This window comes from Flavobacterium sp. FG68 (assembly GCF_057808895.1).
On record NZ_JBMDIY010000004.1, the window covers coordinates 39,121 to 54,958 of the forward strand.

Annotated in this window: 11 protein-coding genes; all 11 read right to left on the reverse strand. The window is 36.3% G+C overall.

Features of this window, described 5'->3' with window-relative positions:
- Positions 1-88 precede the first annotated feature (88 nt).
- Positions 89-553 carry an OsmC family protein gene (locus ACODSB_RS03645; protein WP_488936046.1) on the reverse strand — a complete coding sequence of 155 codons (465 nt, stop codon included), beginning with the start codon at positions 551-553 and terminating at the stop codon, positions 89-91.
- A 205-nt stretch (positions 554-758) separates the two neighbouring features.
- Positions 759-1,937: an aldose epimerase family protein gene (locus ACODSB_RS03650; protein WP_488936047.1), complete on the reverse strand. Its 1,179-nt coding sequence runs from the start codon at positions 1,935-1,937 to the stop codon at positions 759-761.
- A 95-nt stretch (positions 1,938-2,032) separates the two neighbouring features.
- Positions 2,033-3,541, reverse strand: a complete 1,509-nt coding sequence (gene araA / locus ACODSB_RS03655) for an L-arabinose isomerase (RefSeq protein WP_488936048.1) — start codon at positions 3,539-3,541, stop codon at positions 2,033-2,035.
- Positions 3,542-3,668: 127 nt separating this feature from the next.
- Positions 3,669-4,370: an L-ribulose-5-phosphate 4-epimerase gene (locus ACODSB_RS03660; protein ID WP_488936049.1), complete on the reverse strand. Its 702-nt coding sequence runs from the start codon at positions 4,368-4,370 to the stop codon at positions 3,669-3,671.
- The gene (locus tag ACODSB_RS03665) at positions 4,354-6,045 is read right to left on the reverse strand and encodes a ribulokinase (protein WP_488936050.1); all 1,692 of its coding nucleotides are present in this window, start codon (positions 6,043-6,045) and stop codon (positions 4,354-4,356) included. The genes ACODSB_RS03660 and ACODSB_RS03665 overlap by 17 nt, the downstream gene beginning before the upstream one ends.
- A gap of 167 nt (positions 6,046-6,212) precedes the next feature.
- Entirely contained in the window at positions 6,213-8,198 is a 1,986-nt protein-coding gene (locus ACODSB_RS03670) for an alpha-L-arabinofuranosidase C-terminal domain-containing protein (RefSeq protein WP_488936051.1), read from the reverse strand.
- A 164-nt stretch (positions 8,199-8,362) separates the two neighbouring features.
- Positions 8,363-10,345 (reverse strand): glycoside hydrolase family 127 protein, encoded by a 1,983-nt coding sequence (locus tag ACODSB_RS03675; protein ID WP_488936052.1) that lies wholly within the window; start codon positions 10,343-10,345, stop codon positions 8,363-8,365.
- 13 nt (positions 10,346-10,358) lie between these two features.
- A complete protein-coding gene (locus ACODSB_RS03680) occupies positions 10,359-11,339 on the reverse strand; it encodes an arabinan endo-1,5-alpha-L-arabinosidase (RefSeq protein WP_488936053.1) in 981 nt (326 codons plus the stop codon).
- Between the two features lie 123 nt (positions 11,340-11,462).
- On the reverse strand, positions 11,463-12,407 hold the full coding sequence (locus ACODSB_RS03685) for a glycoside hydrolase family 43 protein (protein ID WP_488936054.1): 945 nt from the start codon (positions 12,405-12,407) through the stop codon (positions 11,463-11,465).
- Positions 12,408-12,587: 180 nt separating this feature from the next.
- Complete coding sequence (locus ACODSB_RS03690) at positions 12,588-14,207, reverse strand: arabinan endo-1,5-alpha-L-arabinosidase (protein WP_488936055.1); 1,620 nt, start codon at positions 14,205-14,207, stop codon at positions 12,588-12,590.
- 12 nt (positions 14,208-14,219) lie between these two features.
- Positions 14,220-15,761: an alpha-N-arabinofuranosidase gene (locus tag ACODSB_RS03695; RefSeq protein ID WP_488936056.1), complete on the reverse strand. Its 1,542-nt coding sequence runs from the start codon at positions 15,759-15,761 to the stop codon at positions 14,220-14,222.
- Between the last annotated feature and the right edge of the window lie 77 nt (positions 15,762-15,838).

Genomic DNA, 15,838 nt, shown 5'->3' on the forward strand with positions numbered 1-15,838 from the left:
TATTAATTTTACAAGTAATTATTGGTTTGAGAATTTTCTTTTTATGGCGCGAATATATATCTTTTTAAAGATTTTATTTCTATAAAAACTAAATTGAATCACAACTCGCCTCATGCAAAACAGGAAAATTGCACGAATTAGCAATAAAACACAATTGATTTGCTTTAAAATGTAAATCCAGAGCTAGTTCGATTTGATCTGGATTTGAGATTTTTACTTTCGGATATAATCTAATCTCAACAAAACGTCCGCTTCCGTCAGGAGAAACTTCGAGCGTGGCTTCTGCATTGTCTGAATATTCGAGAACTTCTATTCCGTTTTGAGAGCAGACATATAAATAGGACATCATATGGCACGAAACCAAACTGCTTAACAATAAATCTTCAGGATTGTATAATGAAGGATCTCCTTTGAACGCTTTTGCTGCTGAAACATCTAAAACTGGTTTTCCTTCAATTTTAATTTGATGGTTTTTGCTGTAGAATTTTTTTAATTCTTCAGATGGGCTTTGTTTCGAAGTCCAGTTTAGTTGCGCTTTAAATAAATGTTTCATTTCGCTAAGTTAAGATTTTTATAAGTTGTAAATAGATTAATCTCGCAAAGGCGCGAAGGCGCAAAGTTTATTTTCTTGGCGTCTTCGCGCCTTTTTGAGATTCAAAAAATTCACTTTATTTAAACCGCAGAAAACATAAAAAAACCTCGAAAGCATAAATTTTCGAGGTTTCTTAGAGAATTAAACTAATAAACAAATTCTAAAACTATTTCTTTACAGAGAATTTAAAGGTAGTTTTAGTTTTGTACTTTTCTCCCGGGTTTAAAACCGTTGTTGGGAAATTTTTCTGGTTTGGAGAATCCGGATAATGTTCTGTTTCTAAACAAAGTCCAGTTCTGTGTCCGTATGTTTTTCCATCCCGGGTTGATAAAGTTCCGTCAAGGAAATTTCCTGAGTAAAACTGAATTCCAGGTTCATCAGTTGTCATTTCTAAAACTCTTCCGCTTGGTGCGTGATATACTTTTGCGATGATTGTTTTTCCTTTTTCAGGATTGTTCAATACCCAGCAATGATCGTATCCTTTTCCTCTTTCTAATTGTTCGTTTTTAACTTCGATGTCTTTCCCAATTAATTTTGGTTTTCTGAAATCAAAAGGCGTATTGGCAACATCGTCTAATTTTCCTGTTGGGATTAAAGTTGCATCAACCGGAACAATTTTATCAGCATTTAAAGTCAATTCGTGATCCAGGATTGTTTTAGAAAAATCTCCCGATAAATTGAAATAAGTATGCTGTGTTAAATTGACAACCGTTGTTTTATCCGTTTCAGCTTCATACAAAACTTCTAATTCATTATTTTTTGTCAATGTATAGGTTACAAAAACTTTTAGGTTCCCAGGATAACCTTCTTCCATATCTTTACTTAAATAAGATAATTTTAAAGAAGCTGTTTCACCAGATTTAATTTCCTCAGCTTTCCAAACCACTTTAAAGAAACCTTTTGGTCCGCCGTGTAAAGCATTTGGAGCGTTGTTGATTGCTAATTGATAGTCTTTTCCATCTAAAGTAAATTTCCCTTTAGCGATTCGGTTTCCAAATCTTCCAATTAAAGCTCCAAAAAATGGGTTTTCTTTTTCATATTCTGCCAAAGAATTAAATCCCGTTACCACGTTTTCAGAAACACCTTCTTTATTCGGAACTTTTAAATCAGTAATAATACCACCAAAAGTGATGATATCTACTTCCATTCCGTTTTGGTTTTTCAGCTTGTAACTATCGATTTTTTCTCCTTTCGCAGTTGTTCCATAAGAGGATTTCTCAATTGTTACCGCTGCTTTTTGATCTGAAACTGTCGAATCCATTTTTTTATCGTTTTTGCATTGAACTGAAACTAAAGCCACACTTAACAGGCCGATTCCAAAAATACAACGTTTTAATACATTCATAAATGATATTTTTTGGTTTGTAAAAAGTTAGATGTTAAAGGTTAAAAGTACAAAAAACTCTGAATCTTTGCCTCTTTGAACATTTGCAACTTCAATTAAAGTCCATGCTGAAACAAATGAAAATAAGCTTCATTTGCATTAATCTTATCTTTAAACTCTCTTACCGTAGTTTTTTCATCAATAACCAATAATTCGATTCCGGCAATATCAGCGAAATCTTCCATATATTCTGTTGTTAATGACTGACTGTAAACAGTATGATGCGCTCCTCCGGCTAAAATCCATGCCGTTGCAGCGATCTCTAGGTTTGGTTTACAATCCCATAAAACTCTGGCAACTGGTAATTTTGGTAATTCAGCCATTGGTTTAACCGCTTCAACTTCGTTAACAATTAAACGGAAACGAGTTCCCATATCTACCAAAGAAACATTAATTGCATCTCCGGCAGGCGAATTAAATACCAAACGAGCAGGATCTTCTTTTCCTCCAATTCCTAAAGGATGTACTTCACAAGAAGGTTTTCCATCGGCAATAGATGGACAAATTTCCAACATGTGTGATCCTAAAACATATGATTTTTGTGGTGTGAAGTGATACGTATAATCTTCCATAAAAGAAGTTCCACCTTCTAAACCAATATTCATTACTTTTAAAGCTCTTACCATTGCAGCTGTTTTCCAGTCTCCTTCGCCGCCAAAGCCATAACCATCGGCCATTAATCTTTGTGTTGCAATTCCTGGCAATTGTTTCCAAACGCCAAGGTTTTCAAATGTATCTGTAAAAGCGCCAAATCCTCCTTCTTCAAGGAAAGCTCTTAATCCTAATTCTATTTTTGCTGCTTCAACTAAAGAACTTCTTTGTGCTCCGCCTTCTTTTAAAGAATCGGTTAAAGTATATGATTGTTCGTAAACAGCTAATAAATCGTTTAATTCTTTTTCTGCTACTTTCTCGATATGTTTGGTAACATCTGAAGAATCATATCCGTTTACTGAAACTCCAAAACGAATTTGAGCTTCTACTTTGTCGCCTTCTGTAACGGCAACTTCACGCATATTATCTCCAATACGAGCTACTTTTAGGTTTTGAAGTTCATCCCATCCAAGCACAACTCTTGACCAGATTCCTAATTGTTTTTGAACTCTTTGATCTTCCCAATGTCCAACTACAACTTTACGTTTTTTACGTAATCTTGACATAATGAAACCAAATTCACGATCTCCATGAGCTGATTGATTCAAGTTCATGAAATCCATGTCGATTGATCCCCACGGAATTTCAGCATTGTATTGTGTATGCAAATGACATAATGGTTTTTTTAGGATATTTAATCCGCCAATCCACATTTTTGCCGGTGAAAAAGTATGCATCCAGGCAATAATTCCAATACAGTTTTTAGTAGAATTCGCCGCTAAACAAACATCTAAAATCTGCGAAGGCGATTTTACCACATCTTTATAAACCACTTTTACCGGAATTGAAGACGATGCATCTAATCCTTTTGCAATAATCTGTGAATGTTCTGCTACTTTTCTAAGTGTTTCTTCACCGTATAATTCCTGGCTTCCTACTACAAACCATACTTCTTTTTGAGAAATGTCTATCATTGTTTTTGTTTATTTTGTTTCAAGTTTCAGGTTGTTGAACCTAAAAAGCCTGAATTGTTATTTTATTATTTTGTTTTGTTTTGTTTCACATTTCAATCCTAAATCTAAAATCGTTAATCTAAAATCCTTACTGTCCGTAATACGAATCTTTTCCGTGTTTGCGGTTGTAATGTTTCTTTATTAATGAATCTTTTAATTTTGGAGCATTTGGATTTATTTGCAAAGTCAGGTACGCCATTTCGGCAACTACTTCTAAAACTTTACTATTGTAAACCGCTTTTGCTGCATTTTTTCCCCACGCAAACGGGCCGTGATTTCCTATCAGGATCATTTCTACTTCTTCATAAGAAAGTTTTTTTTCTTTGAAACAATCCAAAATCTGAATTCCAGTATTGTGTTCGTAGTTTCCTTCGATAAGCGAATCTGCCATTGGCGGAGCACACGGAATATCTGCCGTTAAATGATCGGCGTGTGTTGTTCCAAAAATTGGAATATCTCTTTGCGACTGTGCCCAAGCAACCGAATACGTTGCGTGTGTATGTGCAACGCCTCCAATATTTGGCCAATTTTTATATAAATAGGCATGTGTTTTTGTGTCTGATGACGGACGCATTGTACCTTCAATAATGTTGTTATCAAAATCAACAATTACGATATCTTCCGGTTTTAAATCTTCGTACGGAACACCACTTGGTTTAATAGCAAAAACACCATTTTTTCTGTCCACGGCACTCACATTTCCAAAAGTATATACCACCAAATTCAATGCATTTAACTGCATGTTGGCTTCGTAACATTCTTGTTTTAAATCTTTATAAAGAGAGCTCATGTTCCGATATTTTAAGGTTTGGATCTGCAAAAGCACTAAGTTGTTCGTATCCTAAAAGCAGTTTATGATACGCTGCTACTTTATCTAATTCAGGGAAATATTCTCCGTCGAAATCACTTCCAATTTTTTGGCTTGCTTCAATTACGTTTGGATAAATTCCAGCTGCAACAGCTGCATAAATTGCCGCTCCTAAAGCCGGAGTTTGATCTGAAGCCGCTATTTTAATTGGCTTGTTTAAGACATTTGCCAAAGTCTGCATGATAAAAGGAGATTTACGGGCAACACCGCCAATTCCGATTACGCTGTCAATTTTTACGCCTTCTTCTTCAAAACGGTCTACGATTTTCTTCGCTCCAAAACAAATTGCGTTTACTAAAGCTTTGAAAATATGTGGAGCTTTTGTTCCTAAAGAAAGGTTTGAAATCGCACTTTTTAATTCCTGATTAGCATCTGGAGTTCTGCGTCCGTTGATCCAGTCTAAAGCAATTGGAAGACTTTCTGAAACTGGAATTTTCTCTGCTTCTTTTGTTAATTCTACAATTAATTTATCACTGAATTCTTCTCTTAATTGTTCTTTTTGAGCATCATTTAAAACGGCTGAAGAACCTAATAAATGTTCAGTCGGCCAAAGCAATAATTCTTTGTACCAAGCCAATAAATCTCCAAAAGCAGATTGTCCGGCTTCAAGACCAATAAATCCTGGAATAACCGATCCGTCAACTTGCCCGCAGATTCCGCGAACAGTTTTTGTTCCTACTTCATCATAAGAACCAACCAGAATATCGCAGGTTGAAGTTCCCATAACGCGGACTAAAGTATTTTCTCCAATCTTAGCTCCAACAGCTCCAGAATGTGCGTCGAAAGTTCCCACAGCTACAACTGTTTCTGTAGAAAGTCCTAAACGATCTGCCCATTCTTTGCTTAAATTTCCTGCTGATAAATCTGATGTATACGTTTCATCATATAAATTTCCGCGAAGCTGTGCTAAATACGGATGTAATTTTTCTAAGAATTCAACTGGCGGAAGTCCGTTCCAGTCTGCGTGCCACATTGCTTTGTGTCCTGCTGCGCAACGGCTTCTTTTGAATGTTTTTAAATCTTTATTTTCAATTAATAAATAGGTCATTAAATCACAGTGTTCCATCCAGGTATGCGCTGCATTTCTAACCGCTTCATCTTGTCTTGCAATATGCAGGATTTTTGCCCAAAACCATTCTGATGAATAAATTCCGCCCACATATTTCGTAACATCTTCTCCACCCCAGCTTAGTGCCAGTTCGTTGATTTCGTTTGCTTCGTTTATTGATGTATGATCTTTCCATAAAACCATCATTGCATTTGGGTTTTCCTCAAAACCTTTTGTCAATGCAAGAGGAGTTCCGTCTTTTGTTACCGGAACAGGAGAAGATCCTGTTGTATCGATACAAATTCCGCGAACCAGTTCCGGGTCAACTTTACTTTCTTTTATAACGGTTTGAATTGTGATTTCTAAACCTTCAATATGGTCTAAAGGATGCTGACGAAATTGATTTATAGATGCGTCACAATATTGTTTGTTTTTCCATCTTTTGTAATGAGAAACATTAGATGCTAATTCCTGTCCATTCTCAGTATCGATAAGCACCGCACGAACAGAATCTGTTCCGTAGTCTAATCCTATTACGTAATTTTTCATTCGAAATTAATTTTAAATAATGACAAATATAATTATAAATAATTTATAAGTGTATTAAAAACACTTAATAAAATATAGCTTCTGAATTTTTACAAATAATGCATTAAAACAAGGGTTTAAGACTAAAACAAAAAATAAATGTTAGTGTTACATTTATTACATTGCGATTATTTCATCTTAATTTTCAAAACGGTAACCGAGTATGCCGGAAAATCATATTGAACTTTATTTCCAGACACTTTAAATTCACTTTCTTTTGGGCTGATTTTAGTCGGATTTTCAAAAGAATTCTCATCATTTATTCCATCTCCTTTTAAAATTACCGCTGTTCCTTTTGCTTCTAATTTTGCTCCTTTGACATCAATTGAAGCATTTTGAGCCATTGGAGAAGCATTCACAATTTTCAGAATTACTTCTTTAGAATTCACATCTTTTACTCCCGATGCAAACAAATCATTTTGCCCTGTAACAGCTTTTCCATCTTTTGTAATGTGGAGCAAATCTGTTCCTTTATTATTAGAAAATAACTTTTGAACATAATAATTTGGCGTTCCGTACGACTGTAAATTGTTAAACCAAATCATATCTGGAGTCCACTGCCAGCCTTCAACATGCGCCAATAACGGTGCGTAAGATGTTAAATGAACAACCTCAGCATTTCGCTCCATTCCGGTCATAAAAGCGGCTTCAGAAAACGCGCATTCCCAATTGTTTTTATTATCAGGACTTGCAATCGCCACACTTTGCGCTGCATATTCTCCGGCAAAAATCTTTGGCCCTTTTCTGTCATAATTATCGTAACGTGTTACATTTTTACGAAACCAGGCCGGATCTTTATAATAATGTTCGTCAACAATTTCTGCATTTAACTGCTTCAATTCTTTCATGCCGTAATCATAAAAATCTCCGTCGGGAAATGGTCCTGAACCTGAAACAATTGTAATGTTTGGATATTTTGATTTGATAGCTTTTTGAAAAACTTTAAAACGCTCAATATAATCTGGTCCCCATTGTTCATTTCCAACTCCAATGAATTTTAAGTTGAATGGTTTTGGATGTCCCATATCAGCCCTAACTTTTCCCCAAGCGGTTTCTGTTCCGCCATTTGCGAATTCGATTAAGTCTAATGCATCCTGCACATAAGGATCTAACTGATCCATCGGAACTAATTGTCCGGTGTTAAACTGACATGCCATTCCGCAGCTTAAAATGGGAAGCGGAGAAGCGCCAATATCTTCTGAAAGCTGAAAATATTCGAAAAATCCTAAACCAAAACTTTGGAAATAATCCGGTGCGGGTCTGTGTGCAAATTCCATGTTCCAGCGGTTTACTGCGGTTTCTCTTTCTTCAACATTTCCAACTGATTTTTTCCATTGATAACGTTCTGCCAAAGTTCTTCCTTCAACAATACAGCCTCCTGGAAAACGTAAAAATCCCGGTTTTAAATCGTATAATAATTGTACTAAATCTTTACGAAGTCCGTTTTTTCTTCCTGCCCAGGTATCTTCCGGAAACAATGAAATATTATCCAGATCGATTACTCCGTTTCCTTCAAAAGTGATTTTGAGTTTTGCTTTGGCTTCTGTTGCATTTGATGTTAATTGTGCACTATAATTTGACCAGTCTTTTGATGTTGGAACAATCGAAGTTTCTCCTAAAACTTTGTTGTCTTTATCTATAAACTGGAATTTAATTTTCGAAATGTTTCCTGATATTTTAGATGCTTTTAAAGTCAGATTGTATTTCAAATCTTTCTTGATCCCCATTCCTCTGAAGCCTTCGTTTACCAATTGATAACCATTTGCATCGTTAATCGTAACTCTGCAATAATTGTGGTTTGTTCCTTTTTGAGAATACTGAATTACTGTTGCAATTCCGGATTGCTGGTTTAGTTTATGACGATCGCTGTTTGGCTCGTTCCATCCCATCATTGGAAAAAGAAATTCGAACGATCTGTTTTTAATCATTTCGGCGTACAAACCTCCATCGGCAGCAAAATTGATGTCTTCAAAAAATACTCCGTACATCGTGGGCTGAATTTTTGTGATTGTTTTGGATGCATCAACCTCAAGGTTATTTTTTTGTGCCGATGTGTACATGCTTGTCAGTAACACTCCGCAAAGGGTAATTTTGGTAATTAAATTGGGCTTCATTTTTTTATGTTTATGTTTTTATGGCACGCAGAGGACGCGGATAAAAACGGATTTTTAATTTTTTGTTCTCCTGCAAGGTTTCCAAAACCTTGTAGGTATTATTAAGTTCCTTAAGTTTAAAAATTAAACCTACAAGGTTTTGGAAACCTTGCAGGAATAGAATCTTAGTTCTTATAGTCCAACCAAACTTTCATTTTCCCAACTCCGCGATTTGACCAAGAATAATATGGAATTGCTTTGAATTTTTCATTTTCGATGACGTTTACGCCTTGCAATAAATTGGCTTCTTTTTTTACTTTGAAAGTATCTTCAGACGCTACATTTATTTTGTCGAAATTGGTTTTGTTGTCGATTTCTTCTACGGCGTAAACGATTGGCCCGTATTCTAAAGAAACTTTATTTTTATTAGTTTCTACTTTTGAATTCGTTTCTACTTCCTGAACTTCCATTGGGAAATTAAGATTGATTTTATCGCCTTTTTTCCAATTTCTTGTAATGATATAATATCCATTTTCAGGCTGAATTGTCAATGTTTCTCCATTCAAACTAATAGTTGGTTTTTCAGTTGAAGCTTTTTTATAAGAATATAAATCTCCCGGTAAAACTTCATTTCTTGCCCAGCCCGGAACTCTAAATTTAATTGTGAATTGGCTTTCTTTTTTTGGATTTACTGAGATTGTAATTTTTCCATTCCAAGGATAAGATGTTTGTTGTGAAATCTGTAAATCGGTTTTTCCTAGAGCGAATGATGCGTTGTTTGAAGCATACAAATTCACATATAAAACATCTTTTGATTTCGAATAAATAAGCCCCGGAATCGACGGAATAAAACGAATTAAATTGGTTGGGCAGCAAGAACAGTCAAACCAAGCCTGACGCGTACAAGAGCCTCTGTTTGATTTAAAAACACCATCGGCTTCTAAGGCATTTGGATAGAAAAATTCTTTTCCATCTAACGAAATTCCAGAGATTAATCCGTTGTACATGGTTCTTTCGATCACATCAAAATATTGTGATTTTCCGTATAAATTATGCAGTCTGTGGTTCCAGTAAACGTCGCCAATTGCAGCGCAGGTTTCGTTGTATGCGGTTAAGTTTGGCAATTCGTAATTGGCTCCAAAAGCTTCTCCGTCATGTCTTGAACCAATTCCACCTGTGATGTACATTTTTTTGTTTACCATGTTTTCCCATAAATTATTTACGGCATTAGTATAACCTTGATCTTTTGTCATGGCGGCAATATCAGTCATTCCTGCGTACATATAAACAGCTCTTACGGCATGTCCAACTACTTCATTTTGCTGAATTACCGGAATATGATCCTGTGCATATTCGCCATATAATTTATGATTGTTTGGATTTCCGCGATTGTCTAGAAAGTATTTTGCCAGTTTTAGATACTCTTCTTTTCCTGTAATTTGATATAATTTAATCAAACCTGTTTCTACAATTTGATGTCCCGGAACTCCTTTTACCTGACCCGGTTTATCGCCAAAAGTTTTCACTAACAGATCTGCATTTTTGATCGCGATATCAAGAAAATTTCTTTTTCCTGTGGCTTCATAATGTACAACGGCAGCTTCGATCAAATGTCCGGCATTGTAGCATTCATGGCTAATTTGTAATGATTCCCAGCGTTTTCCTTCTATAACCGGAACCCACGGAGCTGGCGGTTTTGCAGGATTTATGGTTCTCCATGTGGTTAAATAACCGTCTTTTTCCTGACCAATTTTTACAATGGCAATTAGGGAATCGAGCACTTTTTCCAACTTAGGATTTGGAGCAGAAATTAAAGTATTTGATGCACCTTCAATAATCTTATAAACATCGGTATCGTCAAAAGGCATTTGCCCGCGAACTTCTCCTGTTTTTTGTTTTCCTGCAATTAAGAAATTTTCGAAACGGCCTTCTTCATTACATTTCTGAATGGCGTATGAAATCGTAACTTCCTGCACTCTTTTGATAATTGGCAGCCAAAAAGAATCTGTCAATTTTAAATTTTGAATGTTGACTGGTTCTATTTCGTAACCTGCTTTTAAGGCCGAAGTTTTAGTAGACTGCACGACATCGTTTTTGGTTTCTTTGCAGGAAATCAAAACAAAAAATGCGATTAAAATTGGTATTAATATGAAAGTATATTTTTTCATTCTATTGATTATTCTATTTTAAAATTGGCCATAAATCTGCGTCCCATTTCATTTCTTTTACTACTAATCTTGGCGTTCCGTTTGATTTCTTTTCGTAAGCATGGTAAAAAATATAGTCTTTACCGTCAAATGTATAAACACTGTTATGGCCTGCACCAAAATAATTTTCATCGCCCTGAACGACTACACTTCCGCCGCCTTCTGTCAATAATTTCCCGTCTTTATTAACATAAGGTCCGGTTACATTTTTTGATCTTCCTACGACCACTTTATAAGTGCTTTTTTCTCCGCGGCAGCATAAATCCCAAGAAAGAAATTGATAATAATAACCGTTTTTCTTAAAGATAAAAGGAGCTTCGAGTGCGCCATCTCCGGGATCGGAATCTGGTAATTCAAAAGTTCTTTTACGTTTCGAAATCGTATGCCATTCCTGAGGCTGTGCGATTGATTTTAAGTCAGAATTTAGTTTTACCATTTTTAGTCCTTCCCAAAAAGAACCGAAAGCAAGCCATGGTGTATTGTTTTCATCGAAGATTAAATTCGGGTCAATAGCATTCCACATATCTCGATTGGGTTGCGATTGAATGACAATTCCCTGATCGACCCATTTGTAATTTTTATCTTTTGAATCTAAAGTTGTATTAGTCGCAACGCCAATCGCCGAAGTATTTTTGGCGAAAGCCGAAACGGAATAATACAGATAATAAGTATTGTTATGGAATGAAATATCCGGCGCCCAAATATGGTTTTTGAAATCGGCTGCAACGCCATCTGCCCAAACTGGTTTTTCTGCAAAAACTTGTGGTTCGGGATTCCAGTTTTTTAAATCTTTGGAACTAAAAACACTTATTCCTTTTCCGGTGCAGAACAAATAATACGTATCTTTTTGTTTGATGACAACGGGGTCGTGTACTACAATTTCCTGTGCATATGAAACTAAACCAATCCAGAAGATTAGAATAGAGAGTGCGTATTTTATGTTTTTGTAAACCATATAAGTTATATAAGTAAATTTAAGTTTGGTTTTAGCTGAATGTTTTTAGCTCATATAAACTGAAACTGAAAACTGTGACTGTGACTGTGACTGATCACTAAAAACCTGAATACTGAACACTAATCATTGAATTCCTTCTGATGTCATAATTACTCTTTTCATTGTTCCGTCTTTGTTATAAAATAATTTATCAACGCAGACTGATCTTCTAAAACTTCCTCCGTCAGGAATTGATGCTCCGTTGTGATAAATGAAATAGGATTGTCCTTTAAACTCAATTATCGACTGATGATTGGTGTTGCTGTTTCCTGCGATTTCGTTTAAAATTCCTTTAAATTCCCATGGTCCGTTAATGGATTTGCTCATCGCGTATGCGATTTTTTCGGGAAATTCATAGGCGTATGATAAATAATACCAGTTTTTATGTTTGTGAATCCATGGTGCTTCGGTAAAATGCGGTAATTCTATGTGATGAATTTCACCGTCGATTTCGATCATGTTTTCTTTTAATTTGGCGTAATGACAGGCCGTATTTCCCCAAAACAAATAAGCTTGTCCGTCGGTATCGATATAAACTGTTGGGTCGATATCGTCCCAGCTTATATTTGAAAATTTGGTCATGTCGTTTGTAATTAAGGCTTTTCCCAAGGCATCTTTAAAAGGGCCTGTTGGACTGTCTGAAACGGCAACTCCAATTGATTTTCCGGGTATAGAACCATGTTCGACCGTTACATACCAATAAAATTTTCCGTTTCTTTCAATTACCTGCGAAGCCCATGCATCATTTTTTGCCCATTTAAAATCGGTTACTTTTAGGGGCACGGGATGCGATTCCCACGTTTTCATATCTGATGAAGAATATACCAGCCATTCATTCATTTTATAGAAATGAAAATCATTTGGTGCTTCGTCGTGACCGGCATATAAATACACTTTGTCTTTATAAACCAATGCTGCCGGATCTCCAGTGTATTTGTCTTTTATAATAGGATTGTTTGTTTTTATCGATTGGGCAGTTCCTGCAATCGATAAAAGCAAAATGGATAGGCTTGTAAATAGGTTCTTCATTATTATTGCTTTTTTTGCCACAGATTAAATGGATTAAAATGATTTTTTTAAATCTTTGGCTTTATTTTTTTTGCCACGAATTGCACCAATTTTCTCGAATTTAATTTGTGTAATTCGTGACTTATTTTTTATCACACAGATTTTTTAATCCTTTTAATCTGTGAAATCTGTGGCATTACCCTAATTTATTTTCTTTCCCCAAACGGCTAATCCTGCGCTGTTTATTCCGGTATAAGTTAAAGTCACTTTTCTTGTTGCTGATTCCCAATCCCAGGCATCAACTACGTTACATTTAACTCCGTTTATGGTTGCAATTTTTTTAGTCGCGTCATACGACCAGGTTCCGGTTACATCACCGCTTACTTTTTTATCGGCTGTTAAATAAATCGTAACCGATTTCTGCATGGTTTTATATTGGTAATTCATTGTAATTTGTTCCCAGGTTCCCACTAAACTGGCTTCTGCAATTGTAGTTGCTGGAACTCCTGCATAGCGTTCCGGTTCTACAACAGGCCAGCCGTCTTCTGTCCATTGAATTCCGTGAATATGTCCCATCATGACAGCGTTTGAAACGTTGATTCCGGCAACACCTTTGGGCAATCGTGCTTGTGAAGCGTAATACCATTGTTTGGTTGTAGGATTTTGAAAAACAGCACAGTGCGAAAATCCAACCCAGCCCGTATGGTTTTTAAATTGATATGGATGCGTTACCATTGGGTAACATTCTGCTCCATTGGTAATACTGATTCCTGTATTGGTTACATAAGGTCCTAAAATGTTTTTTGAACGTGCTACACGAGTATTATAGGCAACCGATAATTCGTCATAAGCCAGAAATAAATAATAAAACTGCGTATCTGGATTGTAAATAATTTCAGGACCTTCGAGTGCCTGCCAGCGGTTTGTATTTACATTTCCGCGTCCGGCGATTCGTGTTCCGTAATCATCGATTGTTTTTAATTTGTCTGGTTTTCCGGTTGTCGGATTTAGCTTTAAAGCAGCAATTCCGGAATGCCATGAACCATAAATTAAATATTGATCGCCTTCTGGAGTTTCAATAAAACTTGGATCGATGGCGTTGAATTTAAAATAAGCATCCCAATCGTTTCCTCCGTTTCGGACGTAACTTTTTACGCCGTCGGGTTCTGAGCAGACTACCATTCCTTTATCTGTCCAATTGTTTGAAGCCAAATCATTCGTTTCTGCCAAACCTATAAAAGCACGTTCTGTCCAGGAAGTATTTGTATCTGTTCCTGTAATTGGATTGGTTACTACAATGCTGTAATACATTCTGTAGATGTTCCCGACTTTACGCACGCATGGTGCCCAATATCCATAATTTGGGTTTGCAATTGGAGGAAGTGCCGGATTCATTCTGGCTCTTTTATTATTTAAGGAATCTTTTACCCAAGCCGGAGCCTGAGTCATTGAAGATCCCATGAATTCCCAATTGATTAAATCTTTTGATCTTCTGTAGAAAAAATGTCCGTTTCCTTCATGGGCATTTCCATAAGAAGCGTCAGTTTGGTACATATAATAATACTCTCCCGATTTTTCTACTGACGGATCGTGTACATTGGCTAAATTCCATTGGGTTCTGTTTCCCCAGCTTCCTATTGCTGTATAATTATCTGCATAAGTCGGCCCGGGAAAAGCTGGCGTAACCACAGGCGGATCTACGACTACGGGCGGAGTAGGAGTTTCTAGCGCCGGATCATCTTTGGAACAGCCGGATAAAACAGCTATCACCAAAAACCCGATGAAAGGAACTATTTTTAAAATGGAATTTAATTTTTTCATCTTTTTTATCTTTTATTTTCCTTCTAAAACAATTACTGAGAAAGGAGGAATAGTAATTTCAAGTTTTCCTTTTTTGTTTTCAAAACCTTTAAAAACTGTTGGTACAATTTTGTTTGGTGTATCGAATGAATTGTAATCCTGCAATTTTGCTGATGTTAAAACTGTTGCTGTAAAGTTTTTAACGCCAAGATCGTTGGTGTCGATTTCTATTTTGTTTTTATTTTTAGCATCAACATTGACTACTGAAATATGAACGGCTCCGTTTTTATCTTTTGATGCTGAAACGGATACCGCAGGAAGTGTTTCTCCTTTAACGGTATACAATGGCGACTGAAAAGTGATTGGCAGTAATTTTGCATCCTGATGAACGCTGTACATTTTCATTACATGATAGGTTGGCGTTACAATCATTTTAGCCTTATCGGTAAGGATTACGGCTTGCAGAACATTTACACATTGTGCCAAATTTGCCATACGAACTCTGTCTGCATGATTATTGAAAATGTTTAAAGTTGCTCCGGCTAAAACGGCATCGCGCATCGTGTTTTGCTGATATAAAAATCCTGGGTTTGTTCCTTTTTCTACTTCGTACCATCCGCCCCATTCATCTACAACCATAGCCACTTTTTTCTCTGGATCGTATTTATCCATTACGACTGCATGTTTGGTAACCAGTTCTTCCATTTTTAAGGCAGACTGCATGGTTTTGAAATATTCTTCTTCAGAAAAATTAACTCCGTCTCCTTTTTTGCCCCAGTCAATTACGGCATAATGGTGAACGCCGACTCCGCCTAACATATTTAGCGGAATGTTTTTCATTAAAACTTCTGTCCAGTTGTAGTCACTGCTGTTTGCTCCAGATGCGATGCGGGTGATCCCGCCAGAATTATTCCAATCTGACATAAATGTGGTAAATTTGCGGTATTCGCCAGCGTAATAATCTGCTGTCATATTTCCGCCGCAGCCCCAGGCTTCGTTTCCAATTCCCCAGAATTTTACTTTCCAAGGTTCTGTTCTTCCGTTTTTTACACGCAAATCACTCATCGGACTTTTACCTCCAAAATTGGTATACTGAACCCAGTCTGATAATTCCTGAACGGTTCCGCTGCCTACGTTTCCTGATAAATACGGTTCTGCTCCCAGTACTTCGCAAAGGTTTAAAAAGTCATGTGTTCCAAAACTGTTATCTTCGGTTACACCTCCCCACCATTGGTTTACAATTGTTGGTCTTTGTTCTTTTGGGCCAATTCCGTCTTTCCAATGGTAAGTATCGGCAAAACATCCTCCGGGCCATCTTAAATTTGGAATTTTTAAATCTTTTAAAGCCGCGATAATATCATTTCTAACTCCTTTTGTGTTAGGTATTTTTGAAGTATCTCCCACAAAAAAACCTCCGTAAATACAGCGTCCTAAATGTTCTGCAAAATGCCCGTAGATATTTTTGTTGATTGTTGGAGCATCTGCGTTGTTTTTTATAGTAACAACTGTGCTTTGGGAGAATCCTGCCTGATTACAAAAGGCGATAAGAAATGTAATTAATAGTGCTTTTTTCATAGGTTTTTAATGTTGGAATATCATGTGAAGATTTTGAATTCTTCACATGATATTAGGTATTCTAACTAACTCAAAAT